Origin of the sequence: Paenibacillus taichungensis (assembly GCF_047302525.1) — a bacterium.
In the GTDB taxonomy this organism is placed as follows: Bacteria; Bacillota; Bacilli; order Paenibacillales; family Paenibacillaceae; genus Paenibacillus; species Paenibacillus taichungensis_B.
This window is the reverse complement of the sequence record NZ_CP168020.1, coordinates 6,315,111-6,334,135: the sequence shown is the minus strand read 5'-3', so window position 1 is coordinate 6,334,135 and position 19,025 is coordinate 6,315,111. Positions and strand designations below refer to the sequence as shown.

The following is a 19,025-nucleotide window of genomic DNA, read 5'->3' as shown; positions in this document are numbered from 1 at the left end:
TCATTTTCCACCAATAAATATCATTTATTGTAGAACTTTAACGAAAAAGTACAAATGCCCAATTGAAATATAATCCACTCATTTGAAAACCATCGCTGCCTTCACTGCACGTTGCCACCCTGCATACAGTTCTGTACGCTCTTCTTCAGCCATAACCGGATGGAAGACACGCTCCGTATTCTCATGATTCGCCAATTCATCCGCGCTATTCCAATACCCTACTGCGAGTCCTGCCAGATAAGCCGCACCTAATGCCGTCGTTTCGTTCACATTGGGACGCTCCACAGGGATATTCAGAATATCACTCTGGAATTGCATTAGAAAATCATTGGCTGCCGCTCCCCCATCCACGCGCAAGGCATTCACAGGAATACCTGAATCGGATTCCATTGCCGCCAGTACATCCTTGGTCTGATACGCCAGTGCTTCCAGGGTTGCACGGATAAAGTGTTCTTTGGTCGTTCCTCGCGTCAAACCAAACACCGCTCCCTTAACTTCACTGTCCCAGTAAGGGCTGCCAAGACCCACAAATGCAGGCACCATATAAACGCCGTCTGTAGAGGGTACACGTGCCGCATAGTCCTCACTGTCTTTTGAGGAACGAAGCATCCGTAAGCCGTCACGCAACCACTGTACCGCCGAACCTGCGACAAAAATGCTGCCTTCCAATGCATACTCGATCTTGCCATTAATGCCCCATGCAATGGTTGTAATCAGCCCGTGGTTAGACTGTACGGGTTGTTCTCCGGTATTCATGAGCATGAAACAGCCGGTGCCGTACGTATTTTTCATGCTTCCCTTTGTGTAACAGCCCTGACCGAATAATGCCGACTGCTGATCTCCTGCTGCTCCGGCAATCGGAATCCGATGACCGAAGAAATGGTAGTCAACCGTATGTGCGTACACCTCGGATGAACCGCGCACTTCCGGCAGCATCGCTTTGGGAATATCAAGGATGTGCAGCAATTCCTCATCCCATTGCAGATCATAAATGTTGTATATTAATGTGCGGGAAGCATTGGATACATCGGTGACATGTGTACCACCGCTCAGTTTCCAGATCAGCCAGCTGTCGATTGTACCAAACAGGAGTTCACCCTTCTCTGCACGCTCGCGCGCACCAGGCACATGATCCAGAATCCACTTTACCTTGGTTCCCGAGAAGTAAGGGTCAATGAGTAGGCCCGTTTTGCGATGAAAAAGGTCACCTAGTCCCTTCTCCTTCAACTCATCACAAATTCCAGCCGTTTGTCTGGATTGCCAGACTACTGCATTATAGATGGGCCGGCCCGTTTCTTTGTCCCATACCACAACCGTTTCCCGCTGGTTCGTAATGCCGATGCCGGCAATCTGGACCGGTTTGATTCCACTTTCGGCCAGACACGATGCCATCACTGCCAGAATGGAGCTCCAAATTTCATTGGCGTTCTGCTCCACCCAGCCCGGCTTGGGAAAGTACTGCGGAAATTCCTGCTGTGCAATATGCACAATCTCACCGCTCCGATTAAACAGAATAGCCCGGGAACTCGTCGTCCCCTGATCTAGGGCCAATATATATTTTTCCATACAGACAACCTCCTGTTGTGGGATTACTGCTTATATTCTGTATGCGATTTCTTGTAGTGCCGAATCAGGTCCATGTTGGAAGTGGTTACTGCGGTAGCTCCGGCTTCCAGCGCCAGTTCAACCTCTTCCGTTGAGCGGATCAACCCACCTGCAATAATGGGTATACCTGTCCGTATGGATACTTCTGCAATAATATGCGGGATAACACCGGGCAGTACTTCAATATAATCCGGTTGGGTCTTGGACAGCAAAAGATAACTTTTCTCCAGTGCATTTGTATCCAGCAGAAAAACGCGCTGAATGGCTGTAATCCCTTTCTGTTTCGCCTTCTGAATTACACTGGCTCGCGTCGAAATCAGTCCTGCCGGACGAATATGCTGGCATAAATACTCTGCGGCATATTCATCGTTCTTCAGCCCCTGCACCAGATCGGCATGCAGTAATATTTTCTTGCCACGTCGCCGTGCTTCTTCCAGCAGACTATGAAGCTGCGCAATATGCGTATCCAGCATAACCCCATAGGTGTAAGGGCCTTCAATCATTGCTTCGAACTGCTTCATACTCTTGGCAGCCGGTAACACATACTGTCCCTCAAATGGCACCTTCGTTCCTCCCGCATAAATCAGATGCCTATATTGTATAGTCGTATGGTATGAACGGCAAGCGAAGTCAGGACTGTAAGATTAATTCTTGGCTTGAGACTGGACCGTTCCATTCTCTAAACTCAAAAAAGCTGTTCATGTATACCCCAGAAGGAGCATACACAAACAGCTTAAACTGTCCTGTCTATTGAACAGTATGACAGACAGGCTTTATGGCAAAATCATATTGAACGATCGATCGAGATCAACCTTTTAGGCCTGGGCATGCGGAAGCAAGGTCTCTTTGCCAGCCCATCCATCATTTTCTGCCAAGTGACCGGAACGGCTCACTTTGGTCTGCAAATATTTTTCGTTGAAGGACGAACGATCTCCCCACAGTGGCACACGTCCACCCACATTTAGTCCCGCTTCCTGCAAAGCAGCGAGCTTGCGTGGATTGTTGGTGATCAATGTAACCGGAGCTGTACGAAGTGCCCGCAATACGGCGATGGCATCATCATAATTACGAGCATCGTCTGTAAACCCAAGTTGCAGATTTGCGTCTACGGTATCCAGACCTTCCTCTTGTAACAGGTATGCCATCGCTTTGCTGAACAGACCGATGCCACGGCCCTCATGGTTCGCCAGATAGAAGAGTGCGCCTGCTCCATGGGCAGCAATCATCTTCATCGATTGCTCCAGTTGGAAGCCACAGTCACAACGTTTGCTTCCAAAGATGTCGCCCGTATGACAGATGCTGTGCATCCGAATCAGTGCTTCCTGGGCTTCGGCAAAGTCACCGTACACCAATACGCTGGATTGCTGACGTTCAGCCAGTTCGGCAGTAGCGAGAGATTCAATCAGCTCGCGGCTTTCCATGGCTTTCTCCGATTTCATCCAGCTGTACCACTGGAAGGTATGTGTCTCTCCATCAAGATTCACCGGAAGTTTAATTGGCCCAACGAGGTGAATGAATTCTTTTCCACTCGGAAAAGTCTGAATTTTAGGGGCAAGCAGTTGAATAATATGTGAATTAATCATTAGTAATTTCCTCCTGTTAAGCCATCTTGGTTAAGAATTGATTCGCATCCAGACGGGAAATGGATCACTGGATTGCATATCATACGTATCTATATTATTGTCATCATCATTAGTTACTTTATGTAAGCAAGTTTAAAATAAAAATTATATTGTGTCAAGTAACTTTTGTTTTTAAAGTAACTAATAAATTTATGATACGTAACCGACACAAATTTGTGTTTCATTTCAGGAATATTGGGTATGAGTTTATAAACTGCTCATACACTTATGTTGTAGTCCATCGCACTTCATGCCTCGAACTTAACGATGAGGGGGTTATCACATGATCCGCCGGAAAAGAACATGCTGGACAGCCATTCTGCTAGTCTGTGTCATGCTGGTGAGCGGATGCTCCATATGGCCGGGACAGAACGATTCATCGAGCAACAAAAAGGTAACGCTTACATTGTGGTACTGGAACCGTTCCATCGATGATAAGCTGATTGCCAAGGCCAAGGAAAAGTTCCCCAATATTGAACTGACCGCCCAGAAAATCGGTGGTGATTTCAAGGCAAAACTCAAAACGACACTCGCTGCGCGCTCAGGTGAGCCCGACATTGTCGCATTGAACGATTGGATCATGGAGCTCTTTCCCAGCGAGGACCGTTTCTATAATCTGTATGATCTTGGCGCAGGTGACGTCGAAAACCAATATCTGGATTGGAAATGGAAGCAAGGCGTTACACCGGATGGACAAATGATCGGTTTCCCTATGGATACAGGACCGACAGCCCTCTTCTACCGTGCAGATCTATTTAAAGAGGCCGGATTGCCTTCCGAGCCTGAAGAAGTGGCTCGTCAGATCAACAACTGGGATGCCTATTCTGCTGCAGGAGAAAAGATCAAGGAAAAGTTCGGAGGCAAGGTATTTCTAACCGACAATATTGGAACCGTTTACAATCAAGTGTTATCGCAAGGAACCGAACGGTATTTCCGTCCTGACGGCTCGTTTATCGGCATGGATTCTCCGCTCGTTAAGCAGAGCTGGGATACCGCCGTATCCTTCAAGCAAAAAGGGCTGCTCGCTAATGCAGACGGATGGACCCCGGGCTGGAACGCAGCGATGAATAATGGTGAGATTGCTTCCTTTGTGGGGGCGGTCTGGATGAAGCAGGTACTGCAGGAAGCTGCGCCGGATACATCTGGCAAGTGGCGAGTCACTCGCGCTCCTGGTGGAGACGGCAATAACGGTGGATCATTCCTGTCCATTTTGAAGTCAAGCAAACACCCTAAAGAAGCATTCGAAGTCATCCAGTGGCTGCAAAGCCCGGAAAATCAGCTTGAACAGTACAAGACGTTGAACCTGTTTCCTTCGGCACCTGGTGTGTTTGATACACCGGCGATGAAAGAAGAAGAGCCCTTCTTTGGCGGACAGGCAACAGGGCCTGTATTTGCCGAATCGGCACGGCATGTGCCAGAAGCCTTCTTTGGCGAACGATACCCTTCGGTGCACAACATCATTACTCGGCGGCTGAATGATATAGCGAAGCAAAATGCCAACCCCGAGCAGGTCTGGCCCGATACGGTTCAACGAGTTGAGCGGGAGTTACAGCGTTAATTCAGACACTCTTATGAGATGGCAATCAGCAAAGGAGGAATTCATATGGCTGTAACCGAACCTCGCCTCACTCCGGATCCCGGAAAGGTAAGTCCTGATTTGGATCGGCAGAAATCACTCTTGTCCCGGATGTGGGAACATCGTGCCCTCTATGTGGCGATCTCCCCGTTTTACATTCTGTTTGCCGTGTTTGGACTGTTTCCGATCGGTTTTTCCTTATATCTGGCCTTCCACAAATGGGATGGCATTGGCGTGATGACCTATAACGGACTAAACAACTTTAAATATATGCTGACCGATGCTGAATTCTGGCAAGCGGTGGGCAATACGTTCATGATCTGGATTTACGCCACTATCCCGATGTTGTTCTTTGCCCTGATCATTGCGTTTCTGCTGCATGCACCTTTTGTGAAGTTCCGTACGCTGTTTCGCGTGGGATATTTCCTGCCGAACGTGACGTCCATCGTGGCCGTCGCCATTATCTTCGGTGCCCTGTTTGCCAACAACTACGGGTTTCTCAACTATCTGCTACAGTCCGTCGGACTTCCAGTTGTGGAATGGCTGAACGCACCATGGGGCATCAAAGTGGCGATCTCCTCTATGGTGGTCTGGCGCTGGACAGGATACAACGCAGTCATCTATCTGGCCGGACTTCAGAGCATCCCGCAGACATTGTACGAGGCTGCCAAGATTGACGGTGCATCCGGGATACAGTCTTTTTTCCGAATTACGATTCCGATGCTGCGTCCCGTCATTCTGTTCACTGTGATCACATCAACGATCGGCGGCATGCAGCTATTCACCGAGCCACAAATTCTCGTAGGTAACGATGGCGGCGCAGGTGCGGCAGGGATGACCATTGTATTGTACCTTTACCGCGAGTCATTCATTAACAACTATTTTGGCTACGGTGCTGCGGTTGGTTGGGGCATGTTCCTCATTATCGCCCTGTTCTCGATTGTGAACTGGAAGCTCGTTCAAGGCAAGTCATCCTGATGTGACAAGGGGGGAGCGCTCATGACGTCCAAATCTCTCAAATCGCTGGTGTTGTATACCGGTCTTATCGGGGGCATGCTCATTTCCATGTTCCCATTCTATTGGCTGATTGTAATGTCTACCCGGACGACGTCCGACATTTATAAGTTCCCACCTCAGCTCTGGTTTGGGGGCGAGCTATGGAATAATGTCAGTCGGGTGCTTCAGCAGATTGACTTCTGGGGCGCATTCATGAATACGTTGTTTGTGTCGGGCTTGGTGACGGTACTGGTGCTGTTTTTTGACTCATTGGCAGGATTTGCGTTTGCGAAGTTTGAATTTCCGGGTAAAAAATGGCTCTTCGTCCTGCTGCTCGCCACCATGATGGTGCCTTCCCAGCTGTCGCTGGTCCCTTCCTTCGTGCTAATGGCGACGTTCGGATGGGTTGGTTCCTTCAAAGCCCTCATTATTCCGGGCATGGTGAATGCCTTCGGCATCTTCTGGATTCGTCAATATGCCACGGAGTCCATACCGAATGACCTGCTGGATGCCGGGCGAATCGATGGCTGTAATTTTTTCCGGCTCTATTGGAACGTAGCGTTGCCCATTCTGCGGCCTGCGTTTGCTTTCCTCGGCGCGTTCACGTTTATTGGCGTATGGAATGATTATCTCTGGCCCCTGATCGTCCTGACGGATGCGCGAAAGTATACGCTGCAGATTGCGCTGTCTCAATTAAATGGACTGTACAATACGGATTACGCGATGGTTATCGCGGGTACATTGCTGGCTGTTATTCCGCTGATCGTGATGTTCCTGTTCATCAGCCGCCAGTTTATCTCCGATATTGCCGCAGGGGCGGTAAAGGATTAGGGATAGCGCATTTTGATCCATCCCTCAAGTCTGATATTCTTATCTATAGATAAATACCAGATGCCATATAAGTTGGATGAATAGACAGCATTCATTTAACTTATATATTCAAGAAAGAGGGATGACAAAATGGCTTCTTCACCCTATATGATCGGCGTAGATATCGGCACCACCTCCACCAAGGCCGTCCTTTTTGAAGAGAACGGAACCATCGTGGCTCAAGGCGGTGCCGATTACCCGCTGTATACTCCTACTCCTGCGATTGCAGAGCAGGATGCAGAAGATATTTTCAAAGCCGTAGTAGAATCGGTTAAACAAGCGACCTCTAAAGCCGGCATCAAACCGGATGAAATCTTGTTTGTATCGTTCAGTTCTGCCATGCACAGCATTCTACCTGTTGATGAACACGGCAAACCACTGATGCGGGCGATGACTTGGGCAGACAATCGCAGTGCCGAGTGGACGGAAGCACTCAAAACCGAAATGAACGGTCACGAAATCTATTTGAGAACAGGTACGCCGATCCATCCGATGTCACCTCTGACCAAAATCATGTGGCTAACCAGAGATCAACCTGAACTGTTCAAACAGACGCACAAATTTATTTCAATGAAAGAATACGTATTTTATAAATTGTTCTCCGAGTATGTAATTGACCACTCCATGGCCTCTGCTACGGGAATGATGAATCTCGAAAAGCTCGACTGGGACGAGGAAGCTCTACATGTCGCAGGCATCACTCCGGATCATCTGTCCCGCCTTGTGCCGACGACTCATGTACTCAAGAAAGGCTTGAATCCTGAGTATGCCAAGGAGATGGGAATTACGGATACGACGCCATTTGTCATCGGGGCAAGTGACGGCGTGCTCTCCAATCTGGGCGTAAACGCAATCGATCCAGGCGTCGTGGCGGTTACCATCGGGACCAGCGGAGCGATTCGTACCGTCGTGGACAAGCCGGTCACCGATCCGAAAGGGCGCTTCTTCTGTTATGCGCTCACTGCGGATGCGTGGGTGATTGGCGGTCCGGTCAACAATGGCGGGGTTATATTCCGTTGGATTCGGGATGAGTTTGCTGCATCTGAGGTAGAGACAGCGAAACGACTCGGAATTGATCCGTATGAAGTATTGACCCGTGTCGCCGAAAATGTACCACCGGGCTCGGAAGGCCTGCTGTTCCATCCGTACATGACGGGTGAGCGGGCCCCACTCTGGAATCCGAATGCACGCGGTTCATTCTTCGGTCTGACGCTGCATCATAAGAAGGAGCATATGATTCGCGCTGCTCTCGAAGGTGTCTTGTTTAACCTGTACACCGTCATGCTGGCGATTGAAGAGAAAATCGGACGTCCCAAAAAGATTCAGGCGACAGGCGGCTTTGCCCGCTCTGAGCTGTGGCGCCAGATGATGGCTGATATTTTCGACCAGGATGTCATCATTCCCGAAAGTATCGAGAGCTCCTGCCTTGGGGCAGCTGTATTAGGGCTTTATGCTCTTGGCCGCATCGATTCCCTCAGCTCCGTCTCCGGCATGATTGGATCGACCCATCGGCATCAGCCAGACCCGGATAGCGTTCGCGTCTATCGCGAACTGCTGCCGATCTTCATCCGCATCTCCCGCAAATTTGAAGAGGAATATGCCAATATCGCTGCTTTTCAGAATAAAACGATGCAGAAGTGAGTTAGCTACGCCAACGAATCACTGCACGTTAAAGAGGGTCATCCCACTATGTCTATGACATATGGGATGGCCCCTCTTTATGTACTTTTTTTGCACAAATACCCCAAATACCATAGGTGCATTGCCCATCACACCATCAGCAACGGTGACATGATAAGGAAGATAGATAACGAAGTATCTCATAAGAAGAACCACCAAGAACATGTAGGCATCCAACGCTAACTGATTCGATGTACGGCAAAAAGAGAGCAATTAATCGAATAGTAAATGATCGATAGCTCTCTTTTCTGATTCAATCTGGATGTTCATCTGTATCCTATTTATTGCAATCATCCATTATATTTGCTGAATGCATCTTTATCTGCCTGCACATTTTCCAAATATACAATCTGTCCCGTCTCATTCACACGAGCGATATCAATGCCTGTCTTGGCATATACCGTTCCGTCCGCAGCTTGTCCACATACCGCCCAGTTCGTTTGATAGCTGCCGTCCGGCTGAAGCTTCCATTGGTCCCACATGTGTTTCACATCGCTATTGTATTCATAAAAAGCCTTCATAAAACCATCAAATCCTATTCTTCTGGTGCCATTAAGCACAATTTCTGCATCCGGTGTAAACAGGGACAACAAATCTTGCATCGCGCGTTCGTCTGTACGGGAAGCGTCAAATAAACGGAAATAGTTGTTTAACAAGGTAGTCATGGGTATTCCTCCTGAGGTTGATAAGTCGATTTGGATTTCAGTTCGAAAAATTTCAAACTAACTGAGAAGAAATGTACCACACTTTATATCTCCAGAACAACCCTCAGTTCGAAAAAAATCAAACATTGAAAGAGATTGTCGAATATGCTACCGTCATAGATATGAAAACTCCAACGATACCTATGGCTTCGGAATTGAATCTGACCAAGGTCTGCAACGCACTCGGTGATCCGGTACGGATGAAAATTGCACACTGTCTGGCCAGCTCTGGCGAGAAAAACTGTTCCGCCTTCGAAGTAAACCATATTTCCAAATCAACGTTGTCTCATCACATCAAAATCTTGCGTGAAGCAGGCCTTATCCGGCCTCGCATTGAAGGTAAACAGCACTTTTATTCTCTGCGAAAGGAAGACTTGAACTCCCGCTTTCCCGGTCTTGTTGAACTGATTCTGAATACAGGCGAGGAATATGTACATTAAGGAAAACTAAGCTTGAATCATGCGATACATCATCTTATCGATTGTATAAAGGTGGTTGATTTCTTGGATAAAAAAGCGGCAAAAATTCTTCTAGGCACCTTCTGGGGAAGCGGCGGCTGGAAAACAATATCTGCTCCCTTCTCGGGGGATGACTTTGAATATGCCAAAAGCAGAGGGGTCATGTTCGATCGACTGACCATTAGCCATGATGAGATCGTCACACGTTTGCGTGAAGTTCATCAGGACGACTCCATCAAGCGACGGGTAGTATCGGCATTTTTACACAGTTTATCTACCAAAAAATTGTACCTTCGCAGCGCCCTTTCCAGCTGGGCTTTAACATCGCAGCTGCCTTTGCATACCTATGAGGAACGCCGAGCACTGCATGCCAACACCAGCTCCTGCGGGGATTGTAACTTCCTGCGCCTGCAATCGGACAAGACGTACACGGACGTGGATCTGAATGTATTGAACTTTGAACGGGTGAAATGGGGCGGAGTCTGCCACAACAACCTGTTATACTGCCTGATGGATCTGGATCTACTGCTGGCTAGCAAGGAAGCCATCTATGAAGTGACTGACGCAGACATCGCTATACTTGTGAGCATGCTTGAAGCAGCGCAAACCTGCGAGCCTCATGACAGCGCACGCGGGTTGGAGAAACGCTGGAAAGGCTTATTTCCTTCGAGCAAACAGGAACGCGACGCCATCCTCGAAATCTGGGGTGCATCCGGTCTGCTTGTTCCGCAGGATACGCCACGGAAAAGCAGAGGCGGGTACAGCGACTTCCACTTTACCGCAACCTGGCAGGGCGATGACGGTTATAGCGCAGATGCGGCGATTTCCCTCTTTGGCTCCTATCTGCCCCAGAAACTTTAAGCCCTTAACCAGCCCTAGGTCTGCTTAAACCTGGTTATATGAATGACAAACAAATACTTAGGTGGATATAGTAAAAAACACTACAGCTCGAAGGCTTGCAGTGTTTTACCGAAAATTGACCGTTAATTTTCCGATAGGCATCAAGACATATTTAAAGGACGACATACTAAGTGTGGAATCAATTCACGCAGTACACACCCCGTTTGCCCGATTTATTCTAGACTTTTTAACGATTCAATCATATTAATTCGGGAGACCTTTCTCTGAAGCATCAAGTTAGAGAGCGTGGTAAGTAAAAATGCAATCATGATTGATACCAGCATAACAAAAATATTTATTTGATCTGGAATTTGTTGATGGGTACTCGACAATGCCTCAATAATAATCGAATACATGTATACGCTGATCGGCATAGCTATAATGACCGCAAAGGTGGTGAGTATCATATTCTCAGAGAAGATAAGTCGATTTATTTTATTTTTTTGATAACCTAATACCTTAAGAGTAGCCAGCTCTCGATTCCTTTCATAAATGTTGATGGAGGATATCGTGTAGATGGCACCAAACGAAAGAATGACGGCACTAATGATAAACATGATGAAGATAAAACTATTCTGCTTCATAATAAATTGTGCAGATTTTTTCAAATCATCTTTATCCGCGATTGTATCTACCTGGTTATCTTGTTCAAAAAACTGTCGAACGTTAGGAAGCTCTGCGGCATTGTTGGCTTTTACTAGAATCGATGTTGGCTTATAGTCGATGTCAAAACTATTCAGATACGCTATCGAACAAAAGAAAGATGGATTGGAATACTGATTGGATATTTGTGCAACCTTCATATCGACCGTTTTATTTTCAAACGACGGATCGGTAAATCGAATTTGAATCGTGTCCCCTATCGTAACTTTATATTGATTTGCATACGATTTGGGTATCAGCACGCCATTGTCCATAAGTGTCATCGGATTGTCTTTCTCGTCGAAAAATTGGATAAGAGTATTGTCCTTCTCGGTAACGGTCAACGTGGCATTCTCATGTTCATCGCCCTTGGTAAACTCCACAGGAAAGGTCGATTGAACATAGCTGCTTTTAATCCCGGTGGGTAACTCCACCTTTTCTAGCTCTGCGCCTTTCGTGTATTCGACCTTCAGATCATAGGTATTCACCTCTTCGATCTGGTCCGCGACCCTTTGTAAGGACGTTTGAGTACCGAACGCAGTTATCAACAACACCGTGCTCACCACAACGCCAACGGAGCTCGCTATCGCCTTTTGCTTATTAAGAAAGATGTTTCTCAAAATAAGTTTATTGCTATAGGAAATACGTCCCCACATTTTCGGAAGCCGTTCAATAAGCAGTTTTTTCATCTTCCTCGGCGGTTTAGGCCTCATCGCCTGTGCTGCGTTTTCTCGCAGAATACCTATGCCGCTCAAGTAACAAGCCAGCATGCCGAATGCGCTAGAGAACAGGATAGGCGTAATGACCGAGAATGGCGATAGGGAGAAGGTAATGCCCGGCAGCGAATAGGATCTAGCATTCGACGTCTCAATCATCGGAACAAATATGACTGCCGAAACGATGCAACCAAGAATGGAACCTATGATCCCCACAAGCACCGGAAACCCCATGTAATGGAGCATGATGCTGCTGTTCTTCACTCCTAAAGCCTTCATAATTCCTACCTGGTTCCTTTGCGAATCGATGATTCGAGACATGGTGAGGAAGAGAATGATCGCTTCGATTATAAAGAGAACTAGAGGAATAACCTTACTCATCAATTTATTGTTATAGACTGTTTGTTGGAGCTGCGAGTAACTGAATGTTCGGTCTTTACTTATTTGGCTTACATAAGAAAAATTTTGGGAATGCGCTTCAACGTTTCGGCCTAATCGCTCTAAATTGTACCCTTCTTCCGCATCGAACAAAACCTCATTATAATAAAGGTTACCGGCGATTCGAGGAATTCCCGCTTCAGCCACATATGCGAATCCAAAAGTTTTATGATCTTGGGTTTCATTTTTTTTGGCATACTCCACATTCTCCCCCAAACCACTAATGGTAAATGCCACATTCGCGTTATTAACGATTAAATTCATTTGATCTCCAACACTGTACTGATGTTCCCTAGCGTAATGGGAATCCAGCAAGATTTCATCCATGCTGGATGGAATCTTGCCTTCAACTATCGTAGGCGTATTAATGTTATTGACTGCGGGGATGGAGTGGATTTTTAAAGCCGCTTTTGTATCACCAAATGATTGCGTCGCATCAAAGGTATACCGTCCCTCAACCTTCTTTATCCCTTCGATTCCACTCAACTTCGACATATCCTGCTTGGATACTTGGTCATAGTAAACGTTTAAGTCACTTAAATTATGTGTTTGAAAGTAATCCTTCGAATAAGAGCTAAGGTTATCACTTAACGTAACCAACCCGGTGTAGAAAAAAGCCCCTATGGTGATAACCAATACAAAGGCCAGAAATTGACCGATTGATTGCTTGATATCCCTTAACAATTTTTTTAGTAATTTCATCACCACTCAATCCCTTCAACGCTTTGTTTATGCTCATTAACTGTTACGCTTTCGATTCTCCCACTTTTTACTCGAATGATTTTATCCGCCATGGGCACAATTGCGGAGTTATGCGTTACCAGCACAACACACTTTTTCGTTTCCGTGTTCAAATCCTGAAGTAGTTTCAAAACGGACTTACCAGTCACGTAATCTAATGCACCAGTCGGCTCATCGCATAGCAATAGCAAAGGGTTCTTTGCAACGGCTCGTGCTATAGCAACTCGCTGCTGTTCTCCTCCGGAGAGCTGGGACGGGAAGTTTTTTATCCGATTCTTTAAGCCGACTTGATTTAATATCTCTTTGGCATCCAAATGGTTTTTACATACTTCAGTCGCAAATTCAACATTTTCTAAAGCATTCAAATTGGGGATTAAGTTATAGAATTGAAAGACAAATCCTACCTTCTCAGCGCGATATTCCGTAAGCTTCTTCTCGTTGAAGTTAGTAATATCCTTATCGCCAACAGTCACTTTACCCGAGGTAGCCGTATCCATGCCACCAAGTATATTCAGAATCGTGCTCTTGCCTGCTCCGCTTGCACCTAGAACAACGACGAATTCGCCCTCGTTGATGGAAAAGTCAACGCCGTTCAGCGCCTTGATCGGCACTTCGCCAATTTTGTATTCTTTCGTTACGTTTTTAAATTCGATTAATGTTTTCATAAATTCTCTCTCCCCGTTATCTATTTGTCATACTTCTGGAGCTCCCTTTGGCAAGTATATTTTTATTTATGTAGGTATGTTAGTGTATGAGTATGTCACTCATGTAGCATACTATAATTCCATCGTAATCAATTGTCAATAACTGGACTCTGTGTAAAAAAATCATCACTTACCCTTCAGAATCATTGTTTATTGACAAATTTTCGCATATAAGTTATGTTTTCCTGCTAGATGTGTAACAAACTACAATGCTGAGTGGTGAGGTAATGAACGTCACTTTCGACGAAAAGCAACCAATTTTTCAACAAGTTGCAGATATCATTGAGGACGATATTCTCAACGGAACTTACCGAGAGGACGAGCAAATTCTTTCCGTTGCTCAGTTTTCTCAGCTCTTTCAAATCAATCCAGCGACTGTTGTGAAGGGAATTGGCCTGCTCGTAAATGAAGAAATATTGTATAAAAAAAGAGGGCTTGGCATGTATGTCTCGTCTGATGCCAAACAAAAGATTAAGAATAAGCGAAGAAATCGTTTTTATAAGGAATTGTTGTCCAATCTCATTTGTGAAGCTGACAAACTTGAACTGGCAACCGAGGATATCATTGAGATGATTAAACAATTAAGGAAGGAATGAATTCATTGTGAGCATCTTGGTGAGTTGCGACAAATTGAATAAGAAATATGGTCGAACCTATGCATTACGGGATCTGGATATACAGCTCGAGGAAAACGTTATTTATGGCTTGCTCGGACGAAACGGCGCAGGCAAAACAACCTTGCTAAACATCATAGCAGGTGGACTCTTCGCGAACGACGGCACCATTGAGGTAAGAGGTAAAAAGCTGGGTAAAGGAGTACTTCCAGAAGATTGCTGTTTCGTACGGGAGAATAACAAGCTATTTGGAGGAGCTCGATTGATTGAGATTTTGCAGTTCGCTGCAAATTTCCATCCCAATTGGGACTGGACGTTTGCTCATAAACTTCTTCAAACGTTTGAGCTTGATCCCAACAAAAAAATCAAACAGCTCTCAAGAGGCACAGAATCACTCGTAGGAAACATCATCGGTCTGTCTAGCCGATCGTCGTTGACATTATTCGACGAACCAGTGCTTGGACTTGATGTATTGATGCGGGAAAGGTTTTACAAGGAGCTTTTGGAGGATTACGCCAATCATCCCCGTACGATTTTACTTTCTACGCATTTGATTGATGAAATCGCCCCAATCGCAGAGAGAATTTATATCATTGATGAGGGCTCCCTCCTGCTTCATGACGAGATGAATCGGATACGGATGGCAGCTTATTTGATTCGTGGAAATTCAGATGCTGTAGCTTCATTTACAAAAGGAAAGCGAGTATTACATACAGAATCCTATGGCCACGGGAAGCTTGCCGCCATTTACGAAAAATTTAACGATGAGGACAGGCTGCAGGCCCGCAAACTAGACATAACTATCGAAAATTTGACGCTTCAGAAGTTTTTTTCGTATTTGATCGAAGGAGGTCGTTGAATTGGGTTCATTGACCGTTCATTTAAAGGCGACCTATCTGCAATTGAGGATTTATATATGGATGGTCATTATTTTAATCCTCCTTGGCAAGTTGGCGGAATTCATTGTTGGCCTCTTTATAGACAGCAGTCAAAACACAGGACTCGCGGATGGCAACCTGCTGCTGCTTATTTTGCTCATTATCGCAATCGCACTTCCGCTTAGCTATTACAACCGCATCGTACATTTAGGCGCAAGCCGAAAGCAATATTTTTTCGGGCTTCAATTCGTTTATGCCGTGTGGGCAATGGTCATCGCTTTATTCAATTCTTTGTGGCCTATGCTTGAAGTAAATGTACTCCACAAAAATACCGTAAATCTTATTGATGCGTTTCATTGGAATGAATTTGGAGTGGCAGGTTCTTTTCTCTATCAAACCGTTTTTTATTTGATGACGATGGCGCTCCTAAGCATGCTGATCTCCGGCTACCACCACCTTGTCGGTTGGCTGCTGTGGGTGCTATTCATTGTGGCGATTCCAACCGGAACAGCGATTCCTGCGCTACGCGCTCATGTTGTTTCTTTTTTTGAAGCATTGTTATTCAACGACTCACTACTCAAGGGTGTCGGATTTAATCTTGTGCTTTTCTTCGTTTTCGTGGCCGGTGGTTGGTTTTTCACCAAGGGAAGAACACACTGACTATCTGGGTGGAAGCTTAGGTTACAATAATGACATCGACAGATTTCCTGTTTAGCTCGTATAATAGGGGGAAATTGGTAGATAGGAGTGAATCAAGCGAATTTATGGTATACATACTGGCTTTTATGCTGTCTTTTGCTGTCGTGGTTCTGCTTATTCCGCCGCTTGGTCGACTGGCACATCGGCTCGATTTTGTGGACAAGCCCCGAGAAGATGTGGAGCGTAAGCTGCACAGGCAGCCCATTCCACTGACGGCGAGTTACGCGATATTTACTGGATTCTTCCTGACATACATTGTTCTTACGAAAGAAATTTCATGGGAAACGGCGGCCCTGGTCGCCGGCGGAATGCTTCTGTTAACGATTGGTACAGTTGATGACTGGTACAAAACCAAAGGCAAAGACTTCCCTGCCCTGCCCAAGATGCTCGTACAGATCTCTGCCGCAGTGCTCGTATTTGCTTCCGGCATTGCGTTCACCGGGTTCGTGAATCCCTTCAATTCCGAATACATTATGCTTCCGATCTGGCTGCAATTTATTCTGACGATCCTGTGGATCTTCGGTGTGACAACAGTCATTAACTTCACGGACGGCATGGACGGACTGGCAGGCGGTTTGTCCGCCATCTCAGCCATTACACTGTTTATCGTGGCAATGACCAAAGGCCAAACCGATTCTGCCCTTATGGCCATTACGCTGGTCGGGGTCACCCTGGGTTATCTGAAATATAACAAAGCCCCCGCCAAGGTGTTCATGGGCGATGCAGGAGCTACGTTTCTCGGCTTCATCCTGGCGGTAATCGCCCTGGATGGTGCTTTCAAACAAGCGACCATGCTGTCTATCTTCATTCCGATTTTGGCACTCGGTGTGCCGATCTTCGACAACATTTTTGTGGTCATCAAACGTTTCATTCAAGGCAAAGCCATCTATCAGGCAGATGCAAGTCAAGCCCATTATCGCTTGCTGCGCGCTGGCCTGAATCACAAACAGGTGGTTGGCGTCCTGTATCTCATCAGTACCTGTCTATGCCTCTCTTCCATTATTTTGATGCTGGTAGAGATGTAATATTAGTAACAAACGTTTCAACAAAAGGTGTAAAAAAAGAGACGAGCCCACTGATCCTGTGGCTCGTCTCTTTGCTATTTCACTGACGAAGTGAATTATCCTTTTAATAGAGTAACTACCGATTCGTGCACAAACTTCTGTCAACGCGCCATACTCTATCCGATCCCTGCCCTGCCTGCATCTGCACCTGCACCTTATATTCGCTCTTATCTTGAGGCTACAGGTGGTAGCGTGACCGCAGGTTGCTGCCCATCTGCCCAACCCGGTCGATCAAGTTCAACGAGACGGCGATAACGCTCTTCCCGGGCTAGCAATTGTTCGTGAGAACCCTGCATGGTGATCTGTCCATTTTCCATAAAAATAAGTTCATCCATCCGTTCCGCTCCCATCAGGTGATGGGTGACCCAGATCATTGTTTTACCTTGCATGCTGTCCAGAATCGTCCGCATGAGCGCTCGCTCCGTTACAGGATCAAGTCCTACAGTCGGTTCATCGAAAATAACGACAGGCGTTTCGCGAAGAAGTACCCGAGCCAGTGCAATCCGCTGTCTTTCTCCACCAGAGAAACGAAGTCCTGTCTCCAGCATCGGGGTATGATAACCCTGCGGCAAAGATTCAATGAGATCGGATAAACCTACTTGCGCAGCCACTCGCTGGATTTCTTCGTCTGTTGCATAAGGACGGCCGATACGCAAATTGTTAGCTACTGTTGTATCAAATAGATGTGGACTTTGGTTCAGCACTGCAATGACATCCGTTATATTTTCGCCCATCGTTTGTACCGGAAGATCATTGATGAATACGTTCCCGGCGGATGGGAGTAACGCTCCCTGAATGAGCTTCAGGAGGGTTGATTTACCGCCGCCGCTGCGACCGAGAATAGCCAAGCGTTTGCCCTGCGGAAGATGAAGAGACACCTCCTGCACAGCCAATGGAGCACCTGACGTATAACGATAACTCACCTGATCGATCTGAATGTCGGCTCGCAGCCTGGGCGGAATGCGTAGGCGGATACGTCGGTCCGAAGCTTTTTCCTTACGCTCCAGAGAACCCAGATGTTGTCCTTCTACGGGATTGCTGCCTGATATACCTGTGGTCATATCCTTTTTGGCTCCGGCTGATGCTTTCGCTTCTTCGGTTCCAGACTGTTCTGGCTGATGCTCTTCACCTTCCAAGTGCTGCAATCGTTCCAGCGATTCACGATACTGCGGGATATGCTCTACCGCATCTCCTACGGGCAGCAGTGCTTCCGTGAGTGGAAACAACACCAGCACAAATGCAGCAATCATGACTGCAGGCAGCTGTCCGGCAGAAGCCGCACTTCCCGCCCATAAGGTCACGGATACCACCATTAGTCCGATCACACATTGGGCAATCAGATCACGCCAGCGCGTCCATTGCCGCAAGCGGAGTCGAATCATATCCGCCTGTCCTTCAGTCACTTCCTGCCGACGTACAAATTCTTCAGCTCGTCCACTCGCTATCCAATCCCCGAGGCCAAGCACACCATCTGTCAGACGAGTGTACAACTTGGCGTTCTCCCGCTTTAGTCGCACCCGCAACTTCCACGTCACGCGGAGGGAGATGGCAGGCAGCACGGCAACCAGAAACAGCATATACAACCCCATCCACAGTGCAAACCCCAGATCAACGCTGCCAAAGACCACAACAGCTCCACCGTACATCATGAGCGCGGTAACCGCTGGAAATACCGTACGCAGGTAAATATCCTGCAGTCGTTCTACGTCCTCTGCGAGGGCACCAAGTACGTCTCCCGTCTGCATACGAGAGCGCAGGAACAATGCCTGCGGCTCCAAAATTTGATACAGCTTCACGCGCTGATCCGCCAGTATACGCAAAACCGCATCATGTCCGGCCAGACGTTCGACATACCGGAATACGGCACGGAAAATCCCAAATGCACGAACACCCACGATAGGTACATATACCATCAAAATATTTTCAGGACGGAGCGCCGACTTGGAGATCAGAAACCCGGAGGTGAAGAGCAGCAGCACAGCACATAATGTAGCGCATATCCCCAGCGCAATGACTGCCACGAGTCTCCAGCGGTACTGTGCCACGTACGGAGTGATCCAGCTATTCTTTTTGCTCCCGCTCCGGGCTGTTTCTGTCTGCTCATATCCGGCTTTCATC

At 46.9% G+C, this 19,025-nt stretch carries 17 protein-coding genes; 10 read left to right on the top strand and 7 right to left on the bottom strand.

The features are described from left to right. Positions 1–78: 78 nt before the first annotated feature. From glpK to ACDJ58_RS28805, 3 genes are all read right to left on the bottom strand, one after another. Positions 79–1,566 carry a glycerol kinase GlpK gene (glpK, locus tag ACDJ58_RS28815; protein WP_413374145.1) on the bottom strand — a complete coding sequence of 496 codons (1,488 nt, stop codon included), beginning with the start codon at positions 1,564–1,566 and terminating at the stop codon, positions 79–81. A gap of 23 nt (positions 1,567–1,589) precedes the next feature. Beyond that, positions 1,590–2,168, bottom strand: a complete 579-nt coding sequence (locus ACDJ58_RS28810) for a glycerol-3-phosphate responsive antiterminator (RefSeq protein ID WP_413374144.1) — start codon at positions 2,166–2,168, stop codon at positions 1,590–1,592. Between the two features lie 252 nt (positions 2,169–2,420). Beyond that, positions 2,421–3,188 carry a GTP cyclohydrolase II gene (locus ACDJ58_RS28805; RefSeq protein ID WP_413374143.1) on the bottom strand — a complete coding sequence of 256 codons (768 nt, stop codon included), beginning with the start codon at positions 3,186–3,188 and terminating at the stop codon, positions 2,421–2,423. A gap of 322 nt (positions 3,189–3,510) precedes the next feature. Here ACDJ58_RS28805 and ACDJ58_RS28800 point away from each other — a divergent pair, with 322 nt between their 5' ends. The 4 genes from ACDJ58_RS28800 to gntK all read left to right on the top strand — a co-directional run bounded on the left by ACDJ58_RS28800 (position 3,511) and on the right by gntK (position 8,310). Then, on the top strand, positions 3,511–4,785 hold the full coding sequence (locus ACDJ58_RS28800) for an ABC transporter substrate-binding protein (protein WP_413374142.1): 1,275 nt from the start codon (positions 3,511–3,513) through the stop codon (positions 4,783–4,785). Positions 4,786–4,914: 129 nt separating this feature from the next. After that, complete coding sequence (locus ACDJ58_RS28795; RefSeq protein WP_090952660.1) at positions 4,915–5,781, top strand: carbohydrate ABC transporter permease; 867 nt, start codon at positions 4,915–4,917, stop codon at positions 5,779–5,781. Positions 5,782–5,802: 21 nt separating this feature from the next. Continuing rightward, positions 5,803–6,630, top strand: a complete 828-nt coding sequence (locus tag ACDJ58_RS28790; RefSeq protein WP_413374141.1) for a carbohydrate ABC transporter permease — start codon at positions 5,803–5,805, stop codon at positions 6,628–6,630. Positions 6,631–6,759: 129 nt separating this feature from the next. Then, entirely contained in the window at positions 6,760–8,310 is a 1,551-nt protein-coding gene (gene gntK / locus ACDJ58_RS28785; protein WP_413374140.1) for a gluconokinase, read from the top strand. A gap of 329 nt (positions 8,311–8,639) precedes the next feature. Here gntK and ACDJ58_RS28780 read toward each other — a convergent pair whose 3' ends face one another. Then, positions 8,640–9,014, bottom strand: a complete 375-nt coding sequence (locus tag ACDJ58_RS28780) for a nuclear transport factor 2 family protein (protein ID WP_413374139.1) — start codon at positions 9,012–9,014, stop codon at positions 8,640–8,642. Between the two features lie 125 nt (positions 9,015–9,139). On the opposite strand from ACDJ58_RS28780, the gene ACDJ58_RS28775 reads away from it, so the two are divergent. Further along, positions 9,140–9,493 carry an ArsR/SmtB family transcription factor gene (locus ACDJ58_RS28775; RefSeq protein ID WP_413374138.1) on the top strand — a complete coding sequence of 118 codons (354 nt, stop codon included), beginning with the start codon at positions 9,140–9,142 and terminating at the stop codon, positions 9,491–9,493. A 63-nt stretch (positions 9,494–9,556) separates the two neighbouring features. Further along, entirely contained in the window at positions 9,557–10,372 is an 816-nt protein-coding gene (locus ACDJ58_RS28770; protein ID WP_413374136.1) for a hypothetical protein, read from the top strand. Between the two features lie 212 nt (positions 10,373–10,584). On the opposite strand, the gene ACDJ58_RS28765 is transcribed toward ACDJ58_RS28770, so the two are convergent. Further along, positions 10,585–12,909: an ABC transporter permease gene (locus ACDJ58_RS28765; RefSeq protein WP_413374135.1), complete on the bottom strand. Its 2,325-nt coding sequence runs from the start codon at positions 12,907–12,909 to the stop codon at positions 10,585–10,587. Beyond that, on the bottom strand, positions 12,909–13,613 hold the full coding sequence (locus tag ACDJ58_RS28760; protein WP_413374134.1) for an ABC transporter ATP-binding protein: 705 nt from the start codon (positions 13,611–13,613) through the stop codon (positions 12,909–12,911). The genes ACDJ58_RS28765 and ACDJ58_RS28760 overlap by 1 nt, the downstream gene beginning before the upstream one ends. Positions 13,614–13,861: 248 nt before the next feature. Here ACDJ58_RS28760 and ACDJ58_RS28755 point away from each other — a divergent pair, with 248 nt between their 5' ends. From ACDJ58_RS28755 to ACDJ58_RS28740, 4 genes are all read left to right on the top strand, one after another. After that, on the top strand, positions 13,862–14,248 hold the full coding sequence (locus ACDJ58_RS28755; protein WP_072733740.1) for a GntR family transcriptional regulator: 387 nt from the start codon (positions 13,862–13,864) through the stop codon (positions 14,246–14,248). Between the two features lie 7 nt (positions 14,249–14,255). Further along, positions 14,256–15,125 (top strand): ATP-binding cassette domain-containing protein, encoded by an 870-nt coding sequence (locus ACDJ58_RS28750; protein ID WP_413374133.1) that lies wholly within the window; start codon positions 14,256–14,258, stop codon positions 15,123–15,125. Position 15,126: 1 nt separating this feature from the next. After that, the gene (locus tag ACDJ58_RS28745) at positions 15,127–15,804 is read left to right on the top strand and encodes a hypothetical protein (RefSeq protein ID WP_413374132.1); all 678 of its coding nucleotides are present in this window, start codon (positions 15,127–15,129) and stop codon (positions 15,802–15,804) included. A 104-nt stretch (positions 15,805–15,908) separates the two neighbouring features. Next, a complete protein-coding gene (locus ACDJ58_RS28740) occupies positions 15,909–16,868 on the top strand; it encodes an MraY family glycosyltransferase (protein WP_063567347.1) in 960 nt (319 codons plus the stop codon). A 206-nt stretch (positions 16,869–17,074) separates the two neighbouring features. Here the strand turns inward: ACDJ58_RS28740 and cydC are convergent, their stop codons facing one another. Further along, positions 17,075–19,024 carry a thiol reductant ABC exporter subunit CydC gene (gene cydC / locus ACDJ58_RS28735; RefSeq protein ID WP_413374131.1) on the bottom strand — a complete coding sequence of 650 codons (1,950 nt, stop codon included), beginning with the start codon at positions 19,022–19,024 and terminating at the stop codon, positions 17,075–17,077. Position 19,025 lies beyond the last annotated feature (1 nt).

Excerpts from the sequence above, each read along its gene's own strand:
- glpK (WP_413374145.1), bottom strand. The coding sequence starts at position 1,566 with ATGGAAAAATATATATTGGCCCTAGATCAGGGGACGACGAGTTCCCGG.
- ACDJ58_RS28805 (WP_413374143.1), bottom strand. The coding sequence starts at position 3,188 with ATGATTAATTCACATATTATTCAACTGCTTGCCCCTAAAATTCAGACT.
- ACDJ58_RS28800 (WP_413374142.1), top strand. The coding sequence starts at position 3,511 with ATGATCCGCCGGAAAAGAACATGCTGGACAGCCATTCTGCTAGTCTGT.
- ACDJ58_RS28795 (WP_090952660.1), top strand. The coding sequence starts at position 4,915 with ATGTGGGAACATCGTGCCCTCTATGTGGCGATCTCCCCGTTTTACATT.
- ACDJ58_RS28790 (WP_413374141.1), top strand. The coding sequence starts at position 5,803 with ATGACGTCCAAATCTCTCAAATCGCTGGTGTTGTATACCGGTCTTATC.
- gntK (WP_413374140.1), top strand. The coding sequence starts at position 6,760 with ATGGCTTCTTCACCCTATATGATCGGCGTAGATATCGGCACCACCTCC.
- ACDJ58_RS28780 (WP_413374139.1), bottom strand. The coding sequence starts at position 9,014 with ATGACTACCTTGTTAAACAACTATTTCCGTTTATTTGACGCTTCCCGT.
- ACDJ58_RS28765 (WP_413374135.1), bottom strand. The coding sequence starts at position 12,909 with ATGAAATTACTAAAAAAATTGTTAAGGGATATCAAGCAATCAATCGGT.
- ACDJ58_RS28760 (WP_413374134.1), bottom strand. The coding sequence starts at position 13,613 with ATGAAAACATTAATCGAATTTAAAAACGTAACGAAAGAATACAAAATT.
- ACDJ58_RS28755 (WP_072733740.1), top strand. The coding sequence starts at position 13,862 with ATGCTGAGTGGTGAGGTAATGAACGTCACTTTCGACGAAAAGCAACCA.
- ACDJ58_RS28740 (WP_063567347.1), top strand. The coding sequence starts at position 15,909 with ATGGTATACATACTGGCTTTTATGCTGTCTTTTGCTGTCGTGGTTCTG.
- cydC (WP_413374131.1), bottom strand. The coding sequence starts at position 19,024 with ATGAAAGCCGGATATGAGCAGACAGAAACAGCCCGGAGCGGGAGCAAA.